Raw genomic sequence first — 26,659 nt, forward strand, 5'->3', positions numbered from 1 at the left:
AACCCTTAATTAGGAAACTAGACGATGGTTTCCGCAAGGGCAACAGCTTCTTTTGAAGAATTGATCAGCGGGACCAGTCGATCTGCGTGATCGCCATATCTTTTGACATAAGCGCTGTTGAGGCCAAGGCATTGTGTTGACGCGCAACTGTCCCTGTAGGGGCACTGATAGAAGCCGTTTTTCGCGAACTCGTCCCAGAAGGCAGGGTCGATGTAAAGTTGCGGCTGATCGTTAACCAGAAGTAAAGAATCGTCGCCGAGCAGGCACTCGGGAAAATTCTTGATCTCCACCGAACGGCCGTGCGCGCGCGCTTTGCGCGCCGCTTCCTTCAGGTAGGGCAATACGTCCAGATGGTTGGCGGCCAGGCCTTTTTCGTCGATCTCGGCCATCGGCCAATACAGCCAGAATTCCATCTGCGTAAGCCGCTTCAGATGCGCAAGCCTGTCAACAACGGCCGGCAACAATCGATAGCTGGCTTCAGTTACGACAGTATTGGTGATTGTCGCGACGCCCGGATATTCGTCGAGGATCTCCAATCCGCGTACCGTCTTCTCAAACGAACCTTTGACCGTGGTTATCGTGTCGTGGGTCATGGCGTCGCTTCCGGCGACGCTCACGAAAAATTCATCGACGCCCGCTTCCACGAGGCTCTCACTGTACGCCCGGCGGCCCAGATGCATGCCGTGCGTCTGTATGCGGACATGGTCGAAGCCGGCGGCACGTGCCTGGCGAGCCAGGTCCGGCAGGTCGCGGCGAAGTGTAATTTCCGAGCCGGTGAGGATGAGGCCGGTCCATTGCCGGGTGCGGCTGTTGTGGGCGAGCAACTCACGGAAGGTGTCATCGCTCTCGGGCGCAAGGCGATCCATCGTGCCCTCGATCATGCAATGCACGCATTTGAGGTTGCAGCGGAATTCCATCGTCAGCGAGACGTATTTGCTATGATCGTAGATTGCCATCACGCGCCCATGAGAAAATCTACAGAACGCCGTAATAGGCGCTCTTGAGAATTTCCAGCCTGCCGCCGATCATACGGTAATCGATACCGACATCATAGAGCATGTGGTCGAGCCGGGTTTTATTGGCGGTCAGGAAGGCTTGTATAGCGTCGGGATAGCCTAGCCTGTCGACGAACCAGATCAGTTGGTCGATGCGTATCCGGGAGAAATAAACACCGTCATTATACTTCTTGTTGGCAACGACGATAATGCCGCAGTCGCAGAGCTCCGGCCACAGGATGGAGGAGATATCGAGGCCGTCGAGGTCGAGATGCGCCGACGCCGCGACCTTGCCGACAATATCTTCCCAGTCATCCTTGGCGTCGAAGAAATAATAAAGGTTGTCGAAGCGCAAGCCGGACGGGCTGAGCTGGTAGCAGAGCCCGGAGGAAACCACGCTGCTCGGATTGCCGAGATAGACACTGATCTCTTCGATCCCGCGCTTCCGCTCGCCAAGGGCGGCATCGAGATCGAGCGAGAACATGAAATAGGGGCGCTTCGGTGACAAGGCGAGCGTCGACGGCGTATAGGGCGCCAACGCTGCCAGCACCCGTTCTATCGAGACTTCTCGCTCAAGGCGCTCGTAGTCGTAGAAATAGAGCTCCCAGCTGAAATCGCTCCCTTTTTGCTTGACGCCCCACACGGTCCGGAACGGACCGATTTCGCCCTGTACCGCGCGCACCATCTCGTTCAGCAGGGGCGGAGCGCCAAGCGCCTCGAAGGATTGCCAGAGCAGCGTCGAGGAGCGAAGCTTGCCCGCCGTGGCGGCCACCGGTTTGTAGGGCCAAAGGCAATAGTCGAACTGCTTGTCACCCGGCTGCGTCCACTCAAGAAAGTCAGCCACGGCCAACGCCCTTTCTTGCGGATGCGCCAAAGTAAAGCGTCGCGAAATCCCGGCCATTGCGTCCAATTCCGCCAGACAGATGACCGAGCGGTTCGCCGGCGATCCGCGAAAGCCATCCATCAATATCAGCCGGCTCGATACCGTAGGCACGCCCCAGCCGCCTGACCGTGTCCTCCACCGAGGCAACCTGGAGACCGGCCGAGTAGAAGTTGATGTCGAAGGAATGCCGCGGCGATCCGTCTTCCTGCACCTCCATGAAGAAAATCCGGTCGTCCGGGCAATGGTGGCGCGCCGCCTCGATCATCTCAAAGGCGGCATCGACCGAGGGAAAGGCAGCGGCATTGGCGCGCAATCCGGCTAGACGCTGCTGGATTGCGGCGACGCCACGTGCTTCGGCCGGCCAGAGATAGCGCGAAACCCTGGCGGATTGCGGGTCGTCAGGCCGCCATTTAACGGCGACATGGACCAGCTCGGTCACCGGTTTCGCGCCCTTGGCCAGACCGCGCCGGACTCGTCCGGAAAACTCGACATAAATCTTGTACAGTCCGGCCTTGCCGCCCTCGTAACCGAAATGCACGATCTCGGCCTCACCAAGATGCTCGCACAACATGGCAAGCATGGCTTCCGGCAGCGACAGCTTGCGGGCAATCGAACGAAGTCCGGCCTTGGCATCGGTTCCCAGCGAATCCTTGTGCACGATGGCGAGGAACCGATCCTCGTTGATCTCGCCATCGCCAAGCTTGGCCGATCGCTCGAGCCCGAATGGGCAGTTCAGATCCTCGATCAGCGAAAGCATGCGCTTGCCTTGCGCTTCGATCGGCGTCCGCTTCGGGTCGCCGGCCTCGGCAAACCGGTCCAGCCGCTGCAGGATCGCAAGCACTGCCTCTTCGGCAAGCCTGTCCACCGAAGCCCGGCCATCCATGACGATGTCGGCGGCAGGCCGCACCCGTTCGCGTTGCATGGCATAAGTGCCGGCGATGAACCCCGTGTAGTGCGCCAGGTAAGACTCCAGCCATCCCATGAAGGCCGGCGCTTCGCCGGGGGTCGCGCGTGCCCTGCCCGCTGCTTCGCCGATCTTGCGGGCCAGCGCTATGTCGGGCGGTGTGTCGACCCAGATCAGCGTGTCGATCAGTTCGCCGGTAGCGCCGTGCGCGCGCCCGAGCAGCGTATCGAGCAGGACGCATTTCGGAGGTGGCGTGGTCTCGGCAAGCCGGATCATCTCCCGGACCAGCGGCTCCAGCATGATCTCGTCGTAGTTCGACCCGCGTTCGATCCAATCCCTGATCTTTGATGGCGGCGATGCGGTGATGGTCTCGAAGTCGTCATAGTGCAAGGCCGGCACGCCGAGTCGATCCTGCAATGCCTTGGTCAGAGAGGTTTTGCCGCTGCCGGGGTGGCCTGATATCGCGACAATGGGCGCTCGCTTCATTGCCATTTCTTTCTCGCGGTGATCAGCGCAAAAGGCATCTCGATCCCGACGGACTGGACACTGATATCGATAAAGCCGAGTTTGTCGAGTTCGACCGCATAAAAATCCGGCTTGCGAAAAAACGGCAGGAAAACAAGGTTGGCGACCATCGAATAGGGAAGCCTGGTGCCGGCGGGTTCGATCGGCATGCGCTCGAAGATCACCATGCGCCCACCGGGTTCGAGCGCGGCGGCGGCTTCCCGCATGAACGTGGCGGCGTCGTCCTGCGGCCAGTCGTGCAGCACCGACTTGAAGCTGATGATGTCGTGGCCGGCCGGCAACCGGTCGCGGCGAAAATCGCCCTCCTTGAAGGTGATCCGCGCCGCCTGCGGCGAGCCTGAAACATGGCGCCGTCCAAGCGCGCAGACGACGGGCAGATCGAAAACCGTCGCTTCCATCGACGGATTGCGCTCGCATACCTGCCGGGCGAATTCACCGCTGTTGCCGCCGACATCCAGGATCGTCCTGTGTCCGGCGAGGTTCAGCCGGTCGAGACAGGCCGGCGCTTCGTATCGGGTGAGCGTCGAGGTGTAGCCCACCCATCGCGCCGTGGCGGCGAGGTTTTCCGGCGTCACCTCCATGCAGCGGTCGTAACGGAAAAGCTCGAACACCTGGGCTCGCGCCATGAACTGCGGAATATCCGAAAGCAGCTCAGCAAAAAGGCCATGAACGTCCGGCGCCACCAGATTGGCGAACCAGAGCTTTGCCTCCAGCAGGTCACGGTGGGCCAGCGCGTCGCGGAAATCGGGCGTCAAGCGGAGCGGATCCTCGCCACGAACCACGCCATTGCTTGCCAGCAGCTGAAGAAAGAAGTCGAAAGCAGTCTCGGGCATCTGAGCCAAACGATGGATATCGCTTCGAGCCGCCGATTGTCGGCCAGCCAGCAGGTCGACCAGCCCACGCGACAAGGCGAGAGCCAGGGCCCGCGACTCAATCTCGGTTTCGAGGAAGCGGTCTACCTGCCGTATCGGGTCGGTATTGATCACGCCCAGTCCTCGCCCACGTTCCAGTTGCCAGCCTCATCGATCAGAGCTTTCGACAGTTGAGGCCGTCGATTTTCACCGGCATCGTCATCTATTGTGGCAGATTCAACACAGTACATCGCAAGTGTATAGGATCGAGACCAATCCACGGACAATTTTTTGACACATTTCAGAACCGCGTGTTAGTCGCAATAGCATTGGGTGAGGGAGTGACTTTATGGTCCGCAGTCTGTTTGCAGCGTCGGTCACGATCGCCGCGCTCGTTTCCGTCACCTCGCTTTCACGAGCCGCAGACCAAGTCGTCGCGCCCCAGGAAGCCACCGGCCCGTCGTGGACCGGATTTTTTGTCGGCGTGCACGGCGGTGGTGCCTTCGGCAATATGGGCTACGACTTCCCGTCGGACCCCAATTCGCTCGATTATAAGTTCGGAGCCGCGGACTTCGCCTACGGCGTCCATGGCGGCTTCGATTACCAGTTCAGCAATCGCTGGGTGGCGGGTTTTGAACTGGACTATACGCAAATCGACGCCGACTATTCGCCTTTCGCCGCCGGCGGCTTCGGAACGCTGGTCAAGGCAAAATCGATCTATTCGGTATCCGGTCGCGCGGGCTACCTGCTGACGCCGCAGACGCTGGTCTATGGCCGGCTGGGATATGCCGGCATCAAGCTTGACGATATCGAGCAAGGCTTTTTCGACACTGTCAGCAAGACTGTTGGCGCGGCTGAAATCGGCATCGGCGCTGAAACCTTCCTGTTTGGCAATCTGACGGGGCGGATCGAGGCGAATTATTACCACCCCTTCGACAAGTTCACGAACACTGATGCCGAATCCTTCGATCCCCACTATCTCCTGGTGACGGCGGGCCTAGCCTATCGCTTCAACGCGCAGAACGGCTCCGCCTACCCGGTCCAATCAGCACCCGATATGAATTGGGGCGGTTTCTATGCCGGCGTCGATGGTTCGTACAATTTCGGCAACATGCATCTCGATGTCGATGTGCCAGGCGCAACCGTCGGTCCCTATGGGGCGCAGAGCATCGGCGGCGGAATCTTTGCCGGCTACAATTTCCTTCTGGGCTCTTCCTATCTGCTTGGTGTCGAAGCCGGTGCCGACTACCTTGATGCACGCTTCAAGGATCCGTCGCAGAATTCGCTCGATCCGAGCGCTCCGACGCTGTTTGGCACCGTCAAGGCTGAGCTCTCCCTCACTGCTCGCGCCGGCTACTTCGCCACGCCTTCAACCCTTGTCTATGCCAAGGGTGGCTTTGCTGGTCTGTGGACCGACGCCAATGATGAGTTCTTCGGGCTCGACGGTGGCGGCAGCAAGATGCTGTCGGCCTACCAGATCGGCGGCGGTATCGAATCGGCCCTGACAGACAAGCTCAGCCTGCGTGTGGAAGGCCTGTACACCAAGGCGGTGGATGGCCTGACCGTCGCCAACACCCAGCTTGATCAGAATGAGTTGAAGCCGTCGCTGCTGACCGGCAGGATCGGCCTCGCCTACCACTTCTAGCCCAGGCCGACTCTCGGTTCGCAAGCGATTCTTCGCGGCCCGAGCCGTGCGCGAGCCTTGGTAACGTTACCTCCCGCTTCTCCCTTTACGCTGCGAAGACGCCTTTCGGTCCCGACCCATTTGAATTATTGTCCGCCTCGGGCGTGTCGACCAAGATGGTCGGTGCCTTTCTCGGGGCGAGAATCGTAAAAACCGGCAGCGCATTCGACGATCGCGGTTCTCGACCGCGATCGAGGCAGCGACGACAGGCATGGGAGACCAAATGGCCAAGACACCAGCATCCGCTAAGCCCGCAAGACCCGCAGCACCCAAAAAGGAAGACGGCACGGCGCGCAAGGGCGTCCAGTGGCTTGAAGACCAGATGACCACCCACTTCGCCAATGTGGTCAACGTTCAAGGCACCAGGGAGCAGGTCGACCTGTTCTTCGGCACCAACCGGACCTGGAACGTCGAGGATGGCGGCTCCGTTTCGGTCGAGCTGTCCAATCGCATCATCCTGACGCCCCTGGCGGCGAAACGGTTGTGGACCGTGCTCGGTGGCGTGCTGCGCGAGCATGAGGCCCGCTACGGGTCACTCAACGTCGAGTAAGCGACCGGGAAAAATGGCCAAGGTCACGCAAAGCGACGATGCGGATGAGGCCGAAGAGGCCGCATCCGCCAGTTCCTTGACGCTTCTTGCGCCAGCGCTCTGGAAGCGCCTCTCCGAAGCAAGCACGTCCGAGGATCTGGCCACCGCATGGCTTGCCTTGCAATGCAGCATGATCCCCGGCGCGTCGAAGGGCATCGTGCTCGTTGAAGCGCGTGGAGGAATGCGCCTGCTGTCGGCATGGCCCGAAGCGAACGACGAACCAGCAGACCTCAAGAGCACGACGGAGCTGGCCCTGTCCGAACGCCGTGCCGTGGCACGCGGCGCGACCGCTGATTCCGTCGCCAGTCCTTCCGTGGCCTTCCCGATCCTGCTCGACGACGCCGTCATCGCGGTGGTGGCGGTCGGGATCGCCGTCGCCAAGCCGTCGCAGGCCAAGGAGGCGATGCGGGCCGCCATCCGCCAGATCCAGTGGGGCTCGGCCTGGCTGCGCGACCATCTGCGCGGCCAGCGGGCCAGCACCAATGTGCGCCAGCTCGACCGTTCACGGGCCACGCTCGACCTGATCGCTTCGGTTCTCGAACACCAGCGATTTGCTCCCGCGACCATGGCGGCCGCGACGGAACTCGCGATCCGTTTCGACTGCGCCCGGGTCAGTATCGGCTTCACGCGCCGCGGATCGGCCCGTATCGCCGCCATTTCGCACACCGCGCAGTTCGGCCGCCAGATGGGCCTCGTGCGCGCCATCGGGGCGGCCATGGACGAGGCCATCGACCAGCGCTGTTCCATCCTCTATCCGATCGGCGTCGATGAGCCGATCGCCACCCACGCCCACGGCGAAGTCGCCCGGCTGCAGCATGACGGCCAGGTGCTGACGGTGCCGATGTTCGTCGTCGACGCCTTTGTCGGCGCCATCACGTTCGAACGCCGGCGCGGTCATGCCTTCGAGCCTGAGATCGTGCAGATCCTCGACATGATCGCCACCGCCATCGGTCCCATTCTCAACGAGAAACGACTGAACGACCGCTGGCTGATCTTCAAGATCGGCGAGTCGCTCTGGCAGCAGATCAAGCGGCTGCTCGGGCCTGGCTACACCGGCCGCAAGCTCGCCGCGATCGGCCTCGCCGCGGCGGCGGCCTTTGGTTACTTCGCCACCGACACCTACCGCGTCAACGCCGACGCGCAAATCGAAGGGTCGGTTCGCCGCGCGATCATTTCCTCCTATGACGGCTTCATCCAGGAGGCCAAGGCGCGGGCCGGCGATGTGGTGAAATCCGGCGATGAACTGGCGACGCTCGAAGACCGTGAACTGGCGCTCGAGCGGCTGCGCTGGGCGACCCAGCGGCAGCAATACAGTTTCGAATACGACAAGGCCCTGGCCACCCGCCAGCCGGCCACGATCAATGTCGTTAAAAGCCAGATCGACCAGGCCGACGCGCAGCTCAAGCTGATCGACGAACAGATCGGGCGCACCAGGATCGTGGCGCCGTTCGATGGCCTTGTCGTCTCCGGCGATCTCAGCCAGCGGATCGGCGGCTCGGTCAGCCGCGGTGAATTGCTTTACGAGATCGCGCCGCTGACCGATTACCGCGTCGTCATGCAGGTCGACGAACGCCAGATCGCCGACGTCAGCGAGGGCCAGAAGGGCGAAGTTATCTTTGCTTCCCTGCCGGAAGAGCATTTCGAGCTGACTGTGGGCAAGATCACGCCGGTGGCGCAGGCCAAGGACGGCAAGAACCTTTTCCAGGTAGAGGGCAGCCTGACACGGACATCGCCGCGGCTGCGGCCCGGCATGATCGGCGTCGCCAAGATCGCGATCGACCAGCGTCGGCTCGTCTCGATATGGGCGCGGCCGGTGCTGGAATGGTGGCGCCTGGCAAGCTGGCGCTGGATGCCGTGACGTGGCCAAATCGCTGTTCAGCCCGTCCTGGTATCGCGTCGCCGAGCTGAAGGTCAGGCTACGCAGGCATGCCCAGATTCACCGGCAGAAATTCCGCGGCGAGATCTGGTACGTCTTGCAGGATCACCAGACCGGACGCTTCCACCGGCTGTCGGCGTCGGCCAATCTGATGATCTCGCTCATGGACGGCAGGCGCACCTTGCACGAGATATGGGATCTCGTCGGGCGACGCGCCGGCGACGACCCGCCGACGCAGGATGAGGCCATCCACCTGCTTGCCGAACTGCACGCCTCAGACCTTTTGCAGGGCGAACTGCCGCCCGATTTCCAGGAACTGACCGATCGCTCCGCCAAGCAGGCGCGCAACGAGGTGATCAACAAGCTGCGCAACCCGATGGCGCTGCGCATGCCGCTGTTCGATCCGGACCGGTGGCTCGATCTCACCATGCCGCTGGTTCGGCCACTGTTCACAATTTATGGCCTGATCGCATGGCTGGCGCTGGTCGGAACCGGCATTGCGCTGGCGGTGCTTCATTGGTCCGAACTGAGCTCCGATGCATCGGATCGCCTGCTCAGCGCCGGCAATGTCGCCTTGATCATCGCCATCTACCCGCTGGTCAAGACGTTCCACGAAGCGGGCCACGCCTACGCCACCAAGGCGTGGGGCGGCGCGGTGCACGAAGTCGGGCTGATGCTGCTCATCTTCGTTCCGGCGCCCTATGTCGATGCAACCGCATCGACCGCCTTCCGCGAGAAATGGCGCCGCGTGGTTGTCAGCAGCGCAGGCATCATGGTCGAATTCGCACTGGCCGCCGCCGCCATGATCTTCTGGGTCAACGCGGAGCCTGGCCTTGCCCGAGCCGCCGCCTTCAACGTCATGGTCATCGGCGGCATCTCGACGCTGTTCTTCAACGGCAACCCGCTGCTGCGCTTCGATGGCTACTACATTTTCGCCGATCTGATCGAGGTTCCCAATCTCGGCACCCGCGCCAATCGTTACTTCTGGTACCTCGTCCAGCATTACCTTCTGGGGATCACGAATATCGACAATCCGGCCTCGGCGCCGGGTGAACGCAAGTGGCTGTTCGGCTACGCCGTGCTGTCCTTTTGCTACCGCATAATGCTCAGCCTCACCATCGCATTGCTGGTCGCCACCAAGCTGTTCTTCATCGGCGTCCTGCTCGCCCTGTTCACGGTTTTCGGCACCGTGGTGATGCCGATCTTCAAGGGCCTGAAATTCCTGATGACGACGCCACGCCTGCAAGGCCAGCGCGGTCGCGCCATCGCATTGAGCGGAACCGCTGTTGCCGGGCTTGTCACGCTCGTACTGTTCGTGCCCATGCCATACGGCACGGTGGCGCAAGGTGTGGTCTGGATACCGGACCGCGCCGAAGTGCGGGCCGACACCGCCGGTATCGTCACCGAAATTCTCACCGCGCCGGACACGATGGTTTCGGCCGGAACCCCGCTGCTGCGGCTGGAAGATCCAGGCATCAGCGGCCGCGTCGCGCTGATCGAGGCGCAGCGGCACGAGTTGCAACTGCGTTACGAGGCGGTGCGGTTTTCCGACCGCGTCGAGGCGGACGTCCTGCTCGAGCAGATAAAAAACATGGAGGGCGTGCTCGCCTCGGTAAAACAGCGGCGTGACGGACTGGTGGTGAGCGCCCATGACGCGGGACGATTCATCCTGCCAAAGGCGGCCAATCTGCCCGGCCGGTTCCTCAACCAGGGCGACCTGGTCGGTTATGTCGTCTCGACCGCCACGCCGCAGTTGCGCGTGATCGTGCCGCAAAGCGAGGTCGATCTGGTGCGCGCGCGCACTGACGGCGTCGAGGTCCGGTACGCGGGCGAGTCCGGAAGGCCGGTGCCGGCCCGTATCAGCCGGGAAGTTCCGGCAGCCCAGTTCGATCTGCCAAGCCTGGCGCTTTCCGTGGAAGGCGGTGGAACGGTCGCCATGCGGTCCGGAAACGACGCCAGCGGCAAGCCGCGTGCGCTGGAAGGATTGTTCGTTTTCGACATAGCCCCCCAGCGGGCAGGCGAGCATCTGCTTCTGGGCAGCCGCGTCTTCGTTCGCTTCGACCACGGCAGGGAGCCGCTGATCTGGCGCTGGGTGCGCACCGTGCGCCAAACCTTCCTGAGCCGCTTCAATGTCTGACGCCGCTCTGATCAGGCCGCCGCTGCCGATCCTCTATGCCGAACGGGAAGATGCCAAGCGGGCGCCACTCGATGAATTCGCCTCGCGTGTCCTTGCCTATGGCGTCGTCGCGGGCTCCGGGCGCCGTGCCCGCCGGCTCGCCGATATCGTGCCCAAGGCAGATGCGTTCGACGGCGAGATGCGGGCGTTGTCGGACGAAGCGCTTCGCCTGCGAGCGCGGCATGTGTCGGTGTCGCTCAGGCGCAGGCGCGGCTTTCCGGAAGAAACCGTCGCCGAATGTTTTGCAATCATCCGCGAACTGTCGGCGCGTTTGAGCGGCAGGCGCCACTACCCCGTCCAGATGATCGGCGCATATGCGATGATCCGCGGCTACCTCGCCGAGATGGCCACCGGCGAAGGCAAGACGCTGACGGCGGCGTTGGCTGCCGGCACGGCGGCGCTCGCCGGCATGCCGGTTCATGTCGTGACTGTGAACGATTACCTCGCCAAGCGTGACGCCGAGCTCACCCAGCCGATCTACGATGCGCTCGGCCTGTCCGTCGGCGTCGTCGTCAGCGGCCAATCGATGCAGGAACGGCAGGCGGCTTATCGTGCCGACATCACCTATTGCACCAACAAGGAACTGGCATTCGATTACCTGCGCGACCGCATCGTGCTCGGCCAACGCGACGGGAACCTGCGGTTGAAGCTCGAGGGCCTGCAGGACGAGACACCGCGCTCGAAGAAGTTGCGCCTGCGCGGCCTGCATTTTGCAATTGTCGACGAGGCCGACAGCGTGCTGGTCGATGAAGCTCGAACGCCGCTGGTCATTTCGGGCGAAGCGAAGGGCGAAATTTCGGCGGAGGCGGCGCTGGAGGCGTTGGAACTCGCCGCCACGCTGGAAGCGGGCACCGACTATCTGCTTTTGACCGAACAGAAGCGAGTGGTGTTGACCGATGCCGGGCGCGAACGTGTCGCCGAGTTCGCCGAGGCCCATGGCAAGGAATGGCGCGGTGTCATCGTCCGTGAGGAATTCGCACGCCAGGCACTGTCGGCGCTGCATCTTTTTCATCGCGCCGAGGAGTATCTCGTCCGTGACGGCAAGGTGCAGATCATCGACCAGCACACGGGTCGCCTGATGCCTGACCGCGCCTGGACCGACGGGCTGCACCAAATGATCGAGGTCAAGGAGGGCTGCAAGCCCTCGGCGCGGCGCACCACCATAGCCCGCATGACGTATCAGCGCTTCTTCCGCCGCTATGCACATCTTTCCGGCATGACAGGAACGGCACGTCAGGTCGCCCGTGAATTCTGGAATGTCTATCGGCTACCGGTGGTGGCGATCCCGACGCACCGGCCGAGGCGGCGCAAGAACCTGATCGATCGGGTACTGCCCGACGAAGAGGCCAAATGGGGGCTCGCGGTCGACCGCATCGCCGAGCTGCACGCACGTGGCGTGCCGGTTCTGATCGGCACAGGCTCCGTGGCTTGCTCGATGATCGCCAGCGAGCATCTTGCCAATGCCGGGCTTCCTCACCTTGTTCTCAACGCCGCGCAGGACAGCGCGGAAGCCGCCATCGTCGCGCAGGCCGGTGAACTCGGCCGCATCACCGTCGCCACCAGCATGGCGGGGCGCGGCACCGATATCCATCTGGCCGAAGGCGTTGAGGAACTCGGCGGATTGCACGTCATCATGATGGAGCGCCACGAGGCGCGCCGCATCGATGACCAGCTCGCCGGTCGCAGCGGCAGGCAAGGCCAGCCGGGTTGCTTCCAGGCGATCCTGTCGCTTGACGATCCCCTTGTCGAGTTTGCAGCCAGCCGAGCGTTCAAGAACCTCGCCCGGGCAGCTGCTCCGATCCTCGGCGAAAGGCCGTCGCGCTGGTTGCTGCGCCACGCCCAGCGCCGTGCCGAACGTGTGCACGCGGGCATGCGCAAGGACCTGTTGGCTTCCGATGAAAAACAAAGCCGCACCCTCGCCTTCTCCGGCCGTCCAGAGTGAACCAATGAAGCCAATCGTCGCCGTTGCAGCCGCCCTTCTTTCCGTTGCCGCCACCGCCGTCAGAGCCATGACGTTCGACTGCGTCGCCGAGCCGGCGCAGCGCGTCCAGATCGGTACTCCGGTCACCGGTCTATTGGCGTCCGTCGCTGTCGGTCGCGGCGCCCTCGTGTTGCCTGGCGACGTGGTGGCGAAGCTGGAATCGACGGTGGAGGAGGCCAATGTCGCGCTTGCCAAGGCGCAGGCGGAGGCCGACGAGGCCGTGCAGGCGCAGCAGACACGGCTGACGCTGGCCGAAGCAGATCTGTCGCGCTCGAAGAAGCTGGTGAACTCAGGATCCGTCGCCACCTCGAAGGTCGAGGAGCTGGAAGCCAATGTCGAGATCGCCAAGCGCGACCTCGACACCGAGAAGCGCAAGATGCTGCTCGCGCAGATCGAGCTTCAGCGCCAGCAGGCACTGCTTGATCGGCAAAGCATCCGCAGCCCGATCAAGGGATTTGTCGCCGAACAGAGCCTGCGCGCCGGTGAATTCGTCCGCCAGGACAGCCCTATCATGACGATCGTGCAGATCGATCCCCTGTTTATCGAGGCCTATGTTCCCGTCGATCTGTGGGGCAAGATCATCGTCGGCACTCACGGCTCGATCATCCTCAACCAGCCTGACCAGCAAAGGCGTGGAGCAGCGGTCACCGTGGTGGACAAGGTTTTCGACGCCGCCAGCGGTACGTTCGGGGTTCGATTGGAACTACCCAATCCCGATGACCAAATTCCGGCAGGCCAGAGATGCCAGGTCGATTTTGACGTGCAGTCGCAGGCAACCGTCTCGCCCTGATCGCTGTTTGATGGAGAAAAGCAGAACGGACCCGCCGATCTGCGCGCGGCGCATCAGTCGCGCGATATGGACAGCCCCGCCAGAAGCGGCGCGTACGCGGCGAGCCTGCCGGATACAAACTCGGTGAAGAGCCGCACGCGCTTCGTCTTGCGTGTCTCCCCCTGTGTAAGAAGCCAGAGCGTTCCGTACATGTGCAGGTTGGTGCCCGGCACCCTCACCAGCAGCGGGTCGGCATCTCCGACGAAGCACGGCAGCGTCGTCATCCCGAGCCCCTGCCGCACCGCGACGACCTGCGCCTCGGCATCCGTGACCCTGAACGGAACCTCGGCGGTGCGAACCTCACCCTCGCGGGCCCAGTCCGGAATTCCATGAATGCTTATGACGATCCACCGGATGGGATCAGGCGCGCCCGCACGCCACGCGGCTAGTCGATCGCGGGATATGTAGATACCGCCGAACAGCTCCGGTCCCTTCAGGCCGTGAAGATTGAGCGGCAGGGTCTTGCGGTCGTAGACGACACGGATCGCCACGTCGGCGTCTCGGTTGGTCAGGTTCGCCAGCTCGCCGGACGACAGGATTTCCATCTCGATGTCCGGATGCAGACGCGCGAAATCGGCGAAGTCCGGCATGAGCAGGTGTGTCGCGAGGGGCGGTGCCAGCGTCACCCGCAGAAGCCCGCGCACGCTCTGGTCGCGGCCAAAGACGCGCGTCTCCAGTTGGTGCGACGACGCTTCCATCTGGGCAGCGAGTTCGAGGACCTCCTCCCCCGCAGCCGTCAGGCGGTAGCCCGAAGGCAGCTTCTCGAACATGTGCGCCCCGAGGCGTTCCTCGAGTTGGGCGATGCGTCGCAGCACGGTCGAGTGGTTCACACCGAGGCGCTCGGCGGCGGACCGCACCGAGCCGCCGCGCGCGACGGCAAGAAAGTAGCGAACGTCATCCCAGTCGATCATGGTGCAATCTCGCACCGCGCGGTGCGCCTTCCAAAGCCCAAATCTAACATATCGAACCGTATCTCGTCTGTGGGCAGAACGATGGTCATCGTAGCCCAATGCGGACAAAGAGGCCCCAATTCCGAACAGCCGACGCCCATCGTCGCGGCTGGCTTGGGGTCGTTCAGCCGGATCGATTTCGCACCACCGATATGCGCGTTTCCGCACTCAACGCATGAAGCCGGCAGACCTATTTCGAGGCTCTCGGGGACCTCCCCGAATGTCAAAGGCGGAGCCTGAAGGAGAAAGTCATGGGAAAGCTCGAGGGTAAGGTTGCAGTCGTCACGGGTGGATCGAGCGGCATGGCGCTGGCGAGCGCCAAGCGGTTCGTTGAAGAAGGTGCCTATGTTTTCATCACGGGCCGGAGACAGGAGGCGCTGGACGAGGCCGTCAAGCTGATCGGCCGGAACGTGACCGGCGTGCGCGGCGACGCGGCCAATCTCGACGACCTTGACCGCCTGTTCGATACGGTCAAGCGGGAAAAGGGCAAGATCGACGTCCTGTATGCGAGCGCCGGCACGGGCGAAGCCGTCCCACTGGGCGAGATTACCGAGCAGCACTTCGATGCGGCCTTCAACCTGAATGCGCGCGGGACGCTGTTTACGGTTCAGAAGGCGTTGCCGCTGCTCAACGATGGCGGATCTATCTTCATGACCGGGTCAGTTGCTTCGGTGAAAGGTTTTCCTGGTTACGGCGTTTATTCGGCGAGCAAGGCGGCGCTGCGCTCATTCGCACGCACTTGGCTCAACGAACTGAAGGGCAGGAATATCCGCGTGAACGTGCTGAGCCCGGGGCCGATCGCCACACCGATGCAGGACCAAGTTCTCACCGAGGAGGCGAGGCGGATGTTCGAATCCCTGATCCCGCGGGGAAAGATGGGGCGCCCCGAGGAAATTGCGGCGGTCGCGCTGTTTCTTGCTTCAGACGATTCGAGCTTCGTGAATGGGGTGGAGTTGTCTGTCGACGGCGGCTTCTCGGCCATCTGAAATCGCGCCGGACCCAGCGCCGTTGAAGGCCAGGGAATCAATACCAACACAGATCGGAGAAATATTATGAGCTATGCGATTGTAGGATTCGGTAAGATAGGCCAAGCCCTCGCCCACGCCTTCGCCCGTAGGAACATCGACGTGACCGTCGCGAGCCGCCGGCCGCCCGAGGCGTTGGCGCCGCAAGCCCGGGCGATTGGACCCACGGTCGTCGCCAAGTCGCTGCGGGATGCGCTCGAGGCCGACACAATCATCCTGGCGGTCCCGTTCGGGGAACATCGCGAGGTTGCGAAAGCCCTGCCGAGTTGGAAAGGCAAGACGGTCATCGATGCGATGAACGCGTTGGTTCCCCTTGAGGAACTGGACGGCCTCCCGTCCTCCGCCTTCGTTGCGAAGTCGTTCGCTGGCGCCAAGTTCGTGAAAGGCTTCAATCACTTGATTGCAGCCACCCTGGCCACCGATCCTGTCGTCGAGGGCGGCCACCGGGTCGTCTTTCTGTCGAGCGACGATGAGGACGCGACCGCTCCCGTGGCGGATTTGGCCAGACAGCTCGGGTTCGCACCCGTCAAGCTGGGAAAGCTCAACGAGGGTGGCGCGCTGGTGCACGCACGCGGCCGCACTTGGGGTCAGCTCATCTTCCAGGATTTGTTCAAGAAGGAACAGTAATCGATCCACGACCGTGTGACCGACGCCGAGGACTGGTCGCGCGCTAACTTCTTCGAGCAGCGCGCGACCGAATATTTGCAGGCCACAAAGTCGCGAAGGTACCGTGCGGAGCCATCAGGATCGAGTGTATGTAGCGTCTCGACCAGAGCTTTGTGCACTTGGAGCGGTGCAAGCTCAAACCAGGATGGTGAACCGCTCCAAGTACTTCCTGCTCAGACTATCTTTAGTTGTGCCGGATTTCCGTGCCGAGCACTTTCAGGCATTCCCGAATGAAGGCTGCCAAGGCCGTCCAGCCTTTGGCTGAAACCATCGTCCCGTCGACATAGGCCTCCGTCGGAGACAGGTCGATGTAGGTGCCGCCGGCGAGTGTGACTTCCGGCTCGCAGGCCCCCAATGCGCCAACCTTCTTGCCGCGCACGACGCCATCGACTGCAATGAGAATCTGAACGCCATGGCAGATCGTGAAGATCGGCTTTTGGGCTTCGTGGAAATGACGCACGATCGCCTGAACGCGCTTGTCGGTGCGGATGTACTCGGGGCCACGACCGCCCGCGCAATAGACCGCGTGGTACTGGTCGAGCTGCTTCTCAGCGTCGGAAAACGTCTTGTTTATCAACGCGTAGTGGCCGAGCTTTTCGGTATAGGTCTGGTCGCCCTCGAAATCGTGCAGCGAGGTCTTGATCACGTCTCCAGCGTTCTTGTCCGGGCACACGACGTGGACCGTATGACCCACGGCTTCCATCGCCTGCTGATAGACGAAGATTTCGTATTCTTCGGTGAACTCACCGGTCAGCATCAGTATCTTTTTGCCTGGCATGGCTCTTCCTCTCGGTTTTGGCTCGGCAAGGCGCAGATCGCGCCTTGCCTTTCTGGGAATCGGATCGGATCAGAATGGCGAGTCAGGGAAATAGTATTCCTTGGCATTGGCCTGGGTGATCAGCGGCGCATCGAGCTTGACGGTGCCGCGGACAGGTGCCTGGCCGATCAGATTGGCAACGGTCATGTAGATCGCCGTCTTGATCATCGACGGCGGGTATGGGGTCTCGACCGGCGTCATCGCGTCGCCGTCGATCACCTTCTTGACGATGTCCTTCATGCCGTTGCCACCGAGGGCCAGCTTGATATCGGTCCGGCCCGATTGCTTCACGGCCTCGAGCACGCCAAGCAGCATGTCGTCGTCATTGGCCCAGACCGCATCGATATGCGGATACTTGGCCAGGTAGTCCTGCATCAGCTTGAAGGCCTCGTCGCTGTTCCAATGCGCGTACTGGATGTCCAGCACCTTCAGTCCGGTGCCCTTGATCGTGTCTTGGAAGCCCTTGATGCGCTCGTCATCGATGACCGTCGGAATGCCGCGCAGCACCACAAGATCGCCCTTGCCACCCAGCTTGTCGATCATGAACTTCGCGGTATTGGAGCCCACCGCGATGTTGTCGCCGGCGAGATAGAGGTCCTGAATCGAGGAATCGGTCAGCCCCCGGTCGACGACCGTGATGAAGGTCCCCGCGCCCTTGATGGCCTTGACCGGCTGGGTCAGTTCTTCCGAACTGTATGGCAGGATGACCAAGGCATCCAGTTTGCGGCTGGCGGACAGATCCTCGAGCGCGCTGACCTGCTCGGCGGCCGATGGCGACGTCTTGACGACCACTTCCACGCCCGGGAATGCCGCGTTGATTTCCTTGGCGGCCTGCTGGGCATGATAGACGACGCCCGCGGTCCAGCCATGGTCGGCCGCCGGTATCGACACCGCGACGACCTTCTTGTCCTGTGCCATGGCCTGGCCGGCCAGCAGCAGCGAGCCAAGAGCGGCCGCCGCGATCCATTTTCTACTCAACATTCTCTTCTCCCATTGGACCTACAAAACCCTGGCTCCCGCGTGGTCCGGACACGAGGCTATTTCGAATTGGAAAACCGCTGGATGAGCATGGCGATGATGATGATGACGCCCTGAACGGCGGCCACGAGGTACTCGGAAACAAAGTCCGACAGCACCATCAGGTTGGCGATCAGTTCCAGGATGACCGCGCCTGCGACTGTTCCCCACACGTGGCCCTTGCCGCCGCGCAATGCGGTGCCGCCGATCACCACGGCGGTGATCACCTGCAACTCCCAGAGCTGCCCGGTGGTCGGCGTGGCAGCGCCAAGGCGCGGCACGTAGCAGATCGCGGCGATCGCCACGCACGCACCCTGGACGATGTAGGCGATGGTGCGGGTCTTGATGACCGAGATGCCGGAATAGCGCGCGACATCCTCATTGGCGCCTACAGCCGCGCATTTGCGTCCGTATTTCATCTTGTAGAGGATGAAGGATGCGACGGCCGCAACCGCGATGGATATCAGGATCGGGATCGGAATACCGGCGACCGTACCGAAATAGACAGGTCGGTAGGCGTCGCGCAGCGACCGGTCGATCGGGATCGTGCCGCCGTCAGTCAGATAGGTGATCAGCGCCCGGAAAATTCCCATCGTGCCAAGCGTCGCGATGAACGGCTCGATCCGGCCGACCGTGACGATCAGCCCGTTGGCGAGCCCACACAGCAACCCGACCAGGATCGCAACGACCATTCCGGCGGGAATGGCCCAGAGGCCGGCATGCGGTGCCATCGCGTTCATGAACATGATGGTGATGCCGGTGACGAAAGCAGCCATCGAGCCGACGGAAAGATCAAGCCCTCCCGACGAGATGACGAACGTCGCACCGACCGCGATGATCGCGATGAAGGCGCTGCGGGTGATCACGTTGGCAAGGTTGGTGGCCGAGAGAAAGTCCGGATTGATAAGAAAGCCTGCCACGAGCAGGGCAGCCAATGCCAGGAAGGGTCCGACGTCGGTCCAGGTGAGATTCAAATCGCTGATCCGGCGCGTCGTCGGGGATCCGGTCATGACAGCCATTCTGTTTCTCCCTTGGCCTTTGGCCCCGGCTTCGGGCCGCTGGTTGCCAGCAGCGCCACATTGCTTTCAGTCATTTCGGCGCCGCTGACTTCTCCGGTGACATGCCCCTCACGCATCACCAGGATGCGATCGCAGATGCCGATCAGCTCCTGCATCTCCGAGGAGATGACGATGCAGGCCTTCCCCTTGGCGACCAGGCCGTGGATGAAGGCGTAGATCTGCGCCTTGTTGGCGATATCGATGCCGCGCGTCGGCTCATCGATGATGACCACCGACGGGTTGGTCAAAAGGATCTTGGCCAGAAGCAGTTTCTGCTGGTTGCCGCCCGAGAGTTGGGCCGCCTTTGCGGCCGGGCTTTTCACCCTGATGTCATAGGTCTCGACGGCCTTTTCCAAGGCCTCCGTCTCGCGTCGGCGGCCTATCGAAAGGCCGGGATGGAAGACGCCGAGCGCGGAGAGTGTCAGATTGGGTGCCAGGCGCTCCTGCAGCAGCAATCCCTTGCCCTTGCGGTCCTCGGTCAGGTAGCCGATGCCGGCGTCGATCGCGGCGCGCTGCGACTGGAAGTGGACCGGCTTGCCCTCGAGCTCGACCGTCGCGGTTGCCGGGCGCAGGCCGACGATACCCTCGAACAGCTCGGTGCGGCCGGCGCCGACCATCCCGGCAAAGCCGAGTATCTCGCCCTTGCGGACCGTGAACGATACATCCTCGGCATAGCCGGGAACGGTGGCGTTCCTGACACTCAGCATCGGGACATCGGATGATGCCCCGATCTTTTCGGGGTAGAGCGCGGCCAGTTCACGCCCGACCATGAGGCGCGCCATGTCCATCTGGTTCAGCGTCTTGCCGGGATAGGTGCCCACCATCTTGCCGTCGCGCAGCACGGTCACCTTGTCGGCGACCCTTTGCACCTCGTCCAACCGGTGGCTGATATAGAGCACGGCGGTGCCGTGGGCCTTCAACTGCAGAACGATCTCCAGCAGCCGTTCGACCTCACCGCCGGTCAGCACGGCGGTCGGTTCGTCGAAGATCACCACCTTGTAGTCGTCGAGCAGCGCGCGGGCGATCTGCACCATCTGCCGGTCGGCCAGCGAGATGTCGCGCACCAACGCGGTCGGCGATACGAAACAGCCGATCTGCGCCAGCTTCTCGGCCGCCAGCCGCCGCATGGTACGGTCATCCACGACCGGGCCGCGCGAAAGCTCACGCCCGAGAAACAGATTGTCCGCCACCGTCAACGCCTCGGCGAGCAGGATCTCCTGATGCACCAGCGCAATGCCGGCATCCTGGGCCTGGCTGGGTTTGGTGAATTTCACCGGGTGGCCGTTCATCGACAAGGTGCCGCTGCTTGGCTCGACATAGCCGGACAGCAGCCTCATCAATGTCGACTTGCCGGCCCCGTTTTCGCCGATGATGGCGTGGATCTCACCGGGCAGGACGTCGAGCGTGACGTCCGCGAGCACTGTCACCGGGCCGTATTGTTTCGACAGGTGCCCGGCGCGCAGCACCGGCTCGACGGCGCCCGGCATTTCACCAGAGTGCAGCGTGCTTCCTCCCTCCCCTGCGATATTGGCGGCAATGGACATCGGTTCCAGCCTCAATCGAATGCCGGAAGCAAGCGATCGCGGGAATGCTCGATATGGACGCGCATAGCCTCTTGGGCGGCGTCCGGGTCGGCGCGACCGAATGCGGCGAGAATCGCCTCGTGTTCGTCGAGCGCTTCCTCGGTCACGCGGGAATGGTACATCAGGCGGAAGATGTGGAAGTGGGTGTGCTGGTGGCTCAACGTCTCCCGAATGAGTTCGTTTTCGGAAAACTCCATGATCTTGTCGTGGAAGATCGCGTCCTGCCGGGCGAAATTCGAATAGCGCAGGCGATCGTCCTTGCCTTCGCGCCGTGACATCACGCCGGCCGCTTCCAGCAAAGTGTTGAGCTTCGCTTCGTCCATGGCAGCGGCGGCTTTCGCCGCGGCATGCGGTTCAAGCAGAAGGCGCATCTCGTACAATTCATCGAAACGGCGACGGGTAATCTGGGGTGCCGCTCGGTAACCAATGAGATGCGTCTTGAGCACCAGGCCTTCACCCTCGAGGCGGCCGAGCGCCTCCCGGATCGGCGTGTGCGAGACGTTGAATTCCTTGACCAGGCTATCGACGGTGATGCGTGAACCCGGCGCGATCTTCAGCGCCATAAGCTGCGCGAAAATCGCTTCGTAGACATCCTCGACCAAGCTGTTGGAACGCTGGATGCGACCGCCGCCAGCGGTCGTTTCAGTCGTGTCGGTTAAGTTCGCGGTCTGCATCTTTTTGCCTCTTGACAGTGAGGACTGCTAACACGATGCTCCGACCGATGCAATCCTATATCCTATACGATTTTAAAGCGGATATGTTTTTTAACCGTCACCTGAGTGTCGCCGCAGCGCGTCCAACAGCCTTCGCCGACAGGTGGCGGACATGTCGCGATAGCCTTCCCCAGTTCCCAGTTGAGCCGCCGTCAAAGGACAAAAGATCATCATGAGCCTCTTCGCCGCCCTCCGGCTTCCGCGTGAAATCCTTTTCGGGAAAGGCCAGCGCCACGCGCTGCCGACAGTCGCCGCCAGGTTCGGGCGGCGCGCGCTGATCTGCACCGATGAGCGTTTCGCCGGCACCGAGGTGTTCGCGGAGGTGGTCAAATCGCTCCAGGCCGCCTCGATCGAAGTGCTGGTGCACGACCGCGTCCTACCCGATGTGCCGCGTGACACCGTCAGCATCTGCGTCGACGAGGCGAAAGCGTTCCGGCCTGAGATGGTGATCGGCATCGGCGGTGGCAGCTGCCTCGACTTTGCCAAATGCACCACCTTGCTGCTCAGCCATGGCGGCAAACTCCAGGACTATTATGGGGAGTTCAAGGTGCCCGGTCCCACGCTGCCAATGATCGCCGTGCCCACCACAGCGGGCACCGGCTCCGAAGTGACGCCGGTCGCGGTGATCTCCGATCCCGACCGGACGCTCAAGGTCGGCATATCGAGCCCGTATCTGATCGCCGCGGTTGCCTTGTGCGATCCCGACCTGACAATGACCTGTCCGCCCGGGCTGACAGCGATCGCCGGCGCCGACGCATTGACACACGCAATCGAGGCCTTCACCGCCATGCGGCGCGGCGAGGACCCGGACCTGCCGCAAAAGCACGTGTTCATCGGCAAGACGGCGTTGACCGATCATTTCGCGCTGCTGGCCATAAAGCTGCTGGGGCGCAGTCTGCAGAAAGCCTGCACGGACGGGACCGATGCCGATGCGCGTGCCGATGTGATGATGGGCGCGTTGGCGGCAGGGTGTGCATTCGGCACCGCCGGAACGGCGGCGGCGCATGCCGTGCAATATCCCGCCGGGGCGCTCACGCACACCGCGCACGGCCTGGGTGTGGCAACCATGATGCCCTACGTCATGACCTATAACAGGCGTGTGGCCGCCGCTGAAATGGCCGAGATCGGCCGCGCGCTCGGGCTCTCCGCGGACGGGCGCAGTGAAGATGAGCAGGCCGGCGCTGCCATAGAGGAGATCAGGCGGCTGTTCGCGGCGATCGGCATCACCTCGACGCTGGCGGATCTTGGCCTACCCGCTGATAAACTGGACTGGACCGCCGAGCAGGCGCTCGGCATCGACCGCCTCATCAAGAACAATCCGCGCCCATTCGATCTCGCCACCATGCGACGCCTGGTTCAGGCAGCTCACGACGGCGACCTCGCGGCCTGCGCCAATTGAACGAACGGAACAAGACGATGAACCTTGCCCAGCAAATCGACCAGGATGGCTATGACGTGCGCCGGTTTTCGCACGGGCTTTACATCGACGGCACGTGGCGCCCCTCTTCCGATGGCCGGCTCATCGATGTGGTCGATCCGTCCTCCGGGGCCGTGATCGCGGCGGTTCCCGATGCAACGCTCGAGGATGCCACAACGGCCGTCGAGGCCGCGGCCAGGGCCGCCAAGGGATGGCGAGAGACAGCGCCGCGCAAACGCTCGGAAATCCTTCGGCGCTGTTTCGAACTCATGGTCGAACGGTCTGAAACGCTCGCCATGCTGATCTCGCTGGAGAACGGCAAGGCGTTGCGGGACGCGCGTGGCGAGGTGGCGTATGCGGCCGAGTTCTTTCGGTGGAACGCCGAAGAAGCGGTCCGGATCACCGGCGAATTCGGCACCGCACCCTCCGGCACCAACCGGATCGTGGTCGACTATGAGCCGATCGGGATCTGCGTGCTGATCACGCCCTGGAACTTTCCCGCCGCGATGGCCACCCGCAAGATTGCGCCGGCACTGGCGGCAGGTTGTACGGTCATCCTGAAACCCGCCAGCGAAACGCCACTGACGGCCTACGCTTTGGCCGCGCTCTACAGTGAGGCCGGGGTGCCGGCCGGCGTCGTCAACGTCCTCACCACGACCAGTCCTGGTCCGCTGACATCGGCCATGCTGGCCGATCCGCGTGTCAGGAAGCTCTCCTTCACCGGCTCCACCGGGGTCGGCCGAACCTTGCTCGGCGAGGCCGCCAAGCATGTCATCTCCTGTTCGATGGAACTCGGCGGCAATGCGCCCTTCGTCGTGTTCGACGATGCTGATCTTGATGCGGCGCTCGACGGTGCAATGATCGCCAAGATGCGCAATGCCGGCGAAGCATGCACCGCCGCCAACCGCATCTATGTCCAGTCAGGCATCCACCAACGGTTCGCTGACGGGCTTTCCAAACGCATGGCGGCGCTCAAAGTGGGGGCGGGCACCAATGCCGATACCGAGTGCGGCCCGATGATCACAAAAAAGGCCGTGGACAAGATCGACCGTCTCGTCAAGGACGCGGTGGAGCGGGGAGCCAAGGTGCTTTGCGGCGGCTCGATTTTGGACAGCGAAGGCTTTTTCTATCCGCCGACCGTACTGTCGGCGGTATCGCCCGAAGCCGAAATGGCGCATGAGGAGATCTTCGGGCCGGTGGCGCCCATCACCATGTTCGAAACCGAGGCGCAGGCCATCGCATATGCCAATGACACGGAATATGGCCTTGCCGCCTATATCTATACGCGCGATGTGGGACGTGGAATGCGTGTGGCGTCGGGTATCGAGGCCGGCATGATAGGGCTCAACCGCGGGCTGATGTCCGATCCAGCGGCGCCTTTCGGCGGCGTCAAGCAAAGCGGCCTTGGCCGTGAAGGCGGTCAGCATCACGGCATCGCTGAATTCATGGAGGCGAAATACATCGCCGTCACCTTCTGATCGGGCTCCCATGCAGAAAGACCCCTTCCGCACCCGCGACCACGTTGCCGATTTTGATGACATCGTGGCCGATATCGTCGCGCGCAGCGCCGCGACCCGGGCGACGCTGGCCATGGCGGGCGATCTCGCCTATGGCGAGCACCCTGCCGAGAAGCTCGACCTGTTTTTTCCGCCCGGCCGGGGCAGCAATCTTCCGGTTCATATCTTCATCCATGGCGGCTATTGGCGCATGTTCTCCAAAGCCGACTATTCCTATGTCGCGGATACCGTGACCAAGGCTGGCGCGATCGCGGTGATCGTCGATTATGCGCTGATGCCCGAGGTCAGGATGGCGGCTATCGTCGATCAGGTCCGGCGCGCCAAGCAATGGGTGCTGGACAACATCGCCAGCCATGGCGGCGACCCAGGCCGGATAAGCCTCAGCGGCCATTCCGCCGGGGCGCATCTGGCGACATTCCTGTTCGAAAAGACGCCGGCGCCGTCACACATCCGCGCAGTGCTGCTGCTGAGTGGCCTCTACGACCTGAAGCCGCTGCAGACGTCTTTCCTCAAGCCACTAATCGGCATCACCGACGAGGAGGCTTTAGCCTTCACGCCAATGACGCGGCAACACGATCCTGATACCGCCGTGACGATCTTGGTAGGTGCCCAAGAAACGCCGCCATTCCAAAAGCAGGCGGCGGATTTCGCAACGCGATTGCGCGCGCACGGGCCCGGTGTCCGCAACCTGTCCCTGAAAGATCGGAACCATATGAACAGCGTGCGGGATCTGGGCATCAGCAGCACGCAAGCTGGCGATTGCTTACTAGAAATTATCGAAGCGACGCGCGACTAGAGCATTTCACCGTTTCACGGAAACGGCGAACCGCTCTAACTCTTTGTTTTGACGCAATTCCCAAGGGCAAGCGCTACGCGCTTGTCCCGGGAATACCGTTCACACTTTTCCTGGAATTGCTCTAGTCCGGCTGGGTTTCCGAGCAATGCCATAGACGGCGGCGGGCGGTATGTTCCGCAGCGTCCTTCCGATCCATCTTGCTTCCAACCCAAAGGTCTTCGAGCATCGCCAGGATCAGATCCGCCGCGTCAACTCCCTGGCGCAGCAGCGTGCGCGTGAGGACGCCGGTTGGCCCGAGTGACCGGTCCGCTCCATATGGCACGACCGATGGTGCCTCCTCCTCGACTTGGAGGTTTTTCAGGCCCCCCTCACCCGCCGGATCTAGCGTACAACGCCGACGTAGTCTTCGACCTCCAACAAGGTCCGCTCAAAGAGGCAGGCTATCTCGTTGATATCGTCGTCGCCGATGATGAAAGGAGGACAAAACGCGATGATATCGTCTATCGGGCGAATGACGAGACCGTTGGCAAGCGCCTTGCGATCGAATTCCGCCCCGACCTTGAGTTCTGGATCGAATCGTTGACGCGTCTCTTTGTTCTTGACCATCTCAACCGCGAGCATGAGGCCTTCGCCGCGCACCTGGCCGACAATCGGGGAATTCGCGCCGATGGTTTGCAGCCGACCCTTGAGGAGTTTCCCGCGCTCCCTCACATGCTCGACAACGCCCATTTCCCTGTAGATCGCCAATGTTTCGAGCGCGACCGCCGCCCCCACCGGGTGGCCGCAATTGGTGAAGCCGTGGCCAAAGACGCTGCCGTCGCGGTTGAATTCGCGCACGCTCTCATAGATCCGCCGGGACACAATCACCGCCGACAGGGGGAAGTGCGATGACGTGATGCCTTTCGCCAAAGCCATCATGTCGGGTTTCATCCCAACGGTCTCCAGCCCGAACATGTTGCCTGTGCGGCCGAAACCACAAACGATCTCGTCGTCGAGGCAGAGAATTCCGTATCGGTCGAGCACTGCCTGGATAGCGGGGAAATACCCCGCCGGCGGCACCACGACGCCACCGCCGGCGTTTATCGGCTCGGCGATGAATGCCGCAATCGTCTCCGGCCCTTCCGTTTCGATCATCTCCCGCAGGTCTTCGACAAGCCTGGCGACAAATTGCCCTTCGGTTTCGCCCTGTCGCCCCTCGCGATAAAAGTCCGGGCAGCCGGTGTGGAGAAAGCCTGGCAAGGGCAGCCCAAACTCCCGATGCAGGCGCGGCAATCCCGTCAGGGATGCGCCAACGACGGTTGAGCCGTGGAACGCACGCTGGCGCGAGATGATCTTTCTCCGCGACGGGTTCCCATTCTGGGCGTGGTAAAGCCAGGCAAGCTTTACCATCGTTTCGATGGCTTCCGATCCCGACGTCGCGAAATAGGCCCGCCCATCTTCGAAGGGCGACATCTTGACGAGCTGCTCAGCAAGATCGACGCTTATCGCGGGCGTCTTCTGATTGAAAGTGTGATAGAAGCCCATCTTCTTGTACTGGTTCGCGGCCGCGTCTCCGAGCCTTTGGTTGGCGAAACCCAGCGAGGCACACCACAAGCCCGCCATGGCGTCTATCAACCTTCTGCCACCCTCCTCGAAGACATGGGCGCCCTCCCCATGCGTAAAGATCATCGGCCCTTGCCGTTCGAGGACGATGGGGCTGGTTTGGGAATGGATATGATAAAGCGTGTCGCGCTCGGCTACACTGTGATTGCTGCGGTCATTCATCATAAACTCTTGCCTCTGGCGGATCTGGCTTCGCGGCTCGCCC

Annotated in this window: 23 protein-coding genes; 12 read left to right on the top strand and 11 right to left on the bottom strand. The window is 62.3% G+C overall.

Translation table 11 applies throughout. The features are described 5' to 3' along the window. Nucleotides 1–17: 17 nt before the first annotated feature. Genes MesoLj_RS30995 through MesoLj_RS31010 form a run of 4 tightly spaced genes read right to left on the bottom strand, consistent with a single transcriptional unit; the run spans nt 18 to nt 4,062 of the window. A complete protein-coding gene (locus MesoLj_RS30995) occupies nt 18–956 on the bottom strand; it encodes a radical SAM protein (RefSeq protein ID WP_202323699.1) in 939 nt (312 codons plus the stop codon). Between the two features lie 19 nt (nt 957–975). Continuing rightward, entirely contained in the window at nt 976–1,839 is an 864-nt protein-coding gene (locus tag MesoLj_RS31000) for a hypothetical protein (RefSeq protein WP_244735218.1), read from the bottom strand. Beyond that, on the bottom strand, nt 1,832–3,268 hold the full coding sequence (locus MesoLj_RS31005) for a hypothetical protein (RefSeq protein WP_202323701.1): 1,437 nt from the start codon (nt 3,266–3,268) through the stop codon (nt 1,832–1,834). The genes MesoLj_RS31000 and MesoLj_RS31005 overlap by 8 nt, the downstream gene beginning before the upstream one ends. Then, nucleotides 3,265–4,062: a methyltransferase gene (locus MesoLj_RS31010; protein ID WP_244735219.1), complete on the bottom strand. Its 798-nt coding sequence runs from the start codon at nt 4,060–4,062 to the stop codon at nt 3,265–3,267. The genes MesoLj_RS31005 and MesoLj_RS31010 overlap by 4 nt, the downstream gene beginning before the upstream one ends. Between MesoLj_RS31010 and MesoLj_RS36455 the strand changes: the two genes are divergently transcribed. The 7 genes from MesoLj_RS36455 to MesoLj_RS31040 all read left to right on the top strand — a co-directional run bounded on the left by MesoLj_RS36455 (nt 4,030) and on the right by MesoLj_RS31040 (nt 13,254). After that, nucleotides 4,030–4,353: a hypothetical protein gene (locus tag MesoLj_RS36455; protein WP_244735220.1), complete on the top strand. Its 324-nt coding sequence runs from the start codon at nt 4,030–4,032 to the stop codon at nt 4,351–4,353. The genes MesoLj_RS31010 and MesoLj_RS36455 overlap by 33 nt on opposite strands. Nucleotides 4,354–4,507: 154 nt before the next feature. Beyond that, entirely contained in the window at nt 4,508–5,803 is a 1,296-nt protein-coding gene (locus MesoLj_RS31015; RefSeq protein ID WP_202323702.1) for an outer membrane protein, read from the top strand. 262 nt (nt 5,804–6,065) lie between these two features. Next, nucleotides 6,066–6,392, top strand: a complete 327-nt coding sequence (locus tag MesoLj_RS31020) for a DUF3467 domain-containing protein (RefSeq protein ID WP_056565077.1) — start codon at nt 6,066–6,068, stop codon at nt 6,390–6,392. Nucleotides 6,393–6,405: 13 nt separating this feature from the next. Next, nucleotides 6,406–8,289, top strand: a complete 1,884-nt coding sequence (locus tag MesoLj_RS31025; RefSeq protein WP_202323703.1) for an HlyD family efflux transporter periplasmic adaptor subunit — start codon at nt 6,406–6,408, stop codon at nt 8,287–8,289. 1 nt (nt 8,290) lies between these two features. Further along, the gene (locus tag MesoLj_RS31030; RefSeq protein ID WP_202323704.1) at nt 8,291–10,444 is read left to right on the top strand and encodes a PqqD family peptide modification chaperone; all 2,154 of its coding nucleotides are present in this window, start codon (nt 8,291–8,293) and stop codon (nt 10,442–10,444) included. After that, a complete protein-coding gene (locus MesoLj_RS31035) occupies nt 10,437–12,425 on the top strand; it encodes a preprotein translocase subunit SecA (RefSeq protein ID WP_202323705.1) in 1,989 nt (662 codons plus the stop codon). Before MesoLj_RS31030 ends, MesoLj_RS31035 begins: the two co-directional genes overlap by 8 nt. A gap of 4 nt (nt 12,426–12,429) precedes the next feature. Next, on the top strand, nt 12,430–13,254 hold the full coding sequence (locus tag MesoLj_RS31040) for an efflux RND transporter periplasmic adaptor subunit (protein ID WP_202323706.1): 825 nt from the start codon (nt 12,430–12,432) through the stop codon (nt 13,252–13,254). Between the two features lie 53 nt (nt 13,255–13,307). On the opposite strand, the gene MesoLj_RS31045 is transcribed toward MesoLj_RS31040, so the two are convergent. Continuing rightward, nucleotides 13,308–14,204, bottom strand: coding sequence for a LysR family transcriptional regulator (locus MesoLj_RS31045; protein WP_202323707.1), 897 nt, complete (start codon nt 14,202–14,204; stop codon nt 13,308–13,310). Between the two features lie 290 nt (nt 14,205–14,494). Between MesoLj_RS31045 and MesoLj_RS31050 the strand changes: the two genes are divergently transcribed. Both MesoLj_RS31050 and MesoLj_RS31055 read left to right on the top strand, forming a co-directional pair. Next, on the top strand, nt 14,495–15,229 hold the full coding sequence (locus MesoLj_RS31050) for an SDR family NAD(P)-dependent oxidoreductase (protein ID WP_202323708.1): 735 nt from the start codon (nt 14,495–14,497) through the stop codon (nt 15,227–15,229). Between the two features lie 66 nt (nt 15,230–15,295). After that, the gene (locus MesoLj_RS31055) at nt 15,296–15,895 is read left to right on the top strand and encodes an NADPH-dependent F420 reductase (protein ID WP_202323709.1); all 600 of its coding nucleotides are present in this window, start codon (nt 15,296–15,298) and stop codon (nt 15,893–15,895) included. Nucleotides 15,896–16,118: 223 nt separating this feature from the next. Here MesoLj_RS31055 and MesoLj_RS31060 read toward each other — a convergent pair whose 3' ends face one another. From MesoLj_RS31060 to MesoLj_RS31080, 5 genes are all read right to left on the bottom strand, one after another. Beyond that, nucleotides 16,119–16,712 (bottom strand): DJ-1/PfpI family protein, encoded by a 594-nt coding sequence (locus tag MesoLj_RS31060; protein WP_056565099.1) that lies wholly within the window; start codon nt 16,710–16,712, stop codon nt 16,119–16,121. A gap of 69 nt (nt 16,713–16,781) precedes the next feature. Continuing rightward, on the bottom strand, nt 16,782–17,732 hold the full coding sequence (locus tag MesoLj_RS31065) for a substrate-binding domain-containing protein (protein WP_140775115.1): 951 nt from the start codon (nt 17,730–17,732) through the stop codon (nt 16,782–16,784). A gap of 56 nt (nt 17,733–17,788) precedes the next feature. Then, nucleotides 17,789–18,787 (bottom strand): ABC transporter permease, encoded by a 999-nt coding sequence (locus MesoLj_RS31070; protein WP_056565103.1) that lies wholly within the window; start codon nt 18,785–18,787, stop codon nt 17,789–17,791. Further along, the gene (locus MesoLj_RS31075) at nt 18,775–20,370 is read right to left on the bottom strand and encodes a sugar ABC transporter ATP-binding protein (RefSeq protein WP_202323710.1); all 1,596 of its coding nucleotides are present in this window, start codon (nt 20,368–20,370) and stop codon (nt 18,775–18,777) included. The genes MesoLj_RS31070 and MesoLj_RS31075 overlap by 13 nt, the downstream gene beginning before the upstream one ends. Before the next feature lie 11 nt (nt 20,371–20,381). Beyond that, a complete protein-coding gene (locus MesoLj_RS31080; protein ID WP_140775113.1) occupies nt 20,382–21,083 on the bottom strand; it encodes a GntR family transcriptional regulator in 702 nt (233 codons plus the stop codon). A gap of 211 nt (nt 21,084–21,294) precedes the next feature. Between MesoLj_RS31080 and MesoLj_RS31085 the strand changes: the two genes are divergently transcribed. From MesoLj_RS31085 to MesoLj_RS31095, 3 genes are read left to right on the top strand one after another with little or no spacing between them, the layout of a single operon-like run. Continuing rightward, complete coding sequence (locus tag MesoLj_RS31085; RefSeq protein WP_202323711.1) at nt 21,295–22,521, top strand: iron-containing alcohol dehydrogenase; 1,227 nt, start codon at nt 21,295–21,297, stop codon at nt 22,519–22,521. A gap of 17 nt (nt 22,522–22,538) precedes the next feature. Beyond that, nucleotides 22,539–24,017, top strand: coding sequence for an NAD-dependent succinate-semialdehyde dehydrogenase (locus MesoLj_RS31090; RefSeq protein WP_202323712.1), 1,479 nt, complete (start codon nt 22,539–22,541; stop codon nt 24,015–24,017). 10 nt (nt 24,018–24,027) lie between these two features. Further along, the gene (locus MesoLj_RS31095; protein WP_202323713.1) at nt 24,028–24,852 is read left to right on the top strand and encodes an alpha/beta hydrolase; all 825 of its coding nucleotides are present in this window, start codon (nt 24,028–24,030) and stop codon (nt 24,850–24,852) included. Nucleotides 24,853–25,233: 381 nt separating this feature from the next. On the opposite strand, the gene MesoLj_RS31100 is transcribed toward MesoLj_RS31095, so the two are convergent. Then, nucleotides 25,234–26,616, bottom strand: a complete 1,383-nt coding sequence (locus MesoLj_RS31100; protein WP_202323714.1) for an aminotransferase — start codon at nt 26,614–26,616, stop codon at nt 25,234–25,236. Nucleotides 26,617–26,659: the final 43 nt, after the last annotated feature.

Origin of the sequence: Mesorhizobium sp. 113-3-9 (genome assembly GCF_016756515.1) — a bacterium.
Taxonomy (GTDB): domain Bacteria; phylum Pseudomonadota; class Alphaproteobacteria; order Rhizobiales; family Rhizobiaceae; genus Mesorhizobium.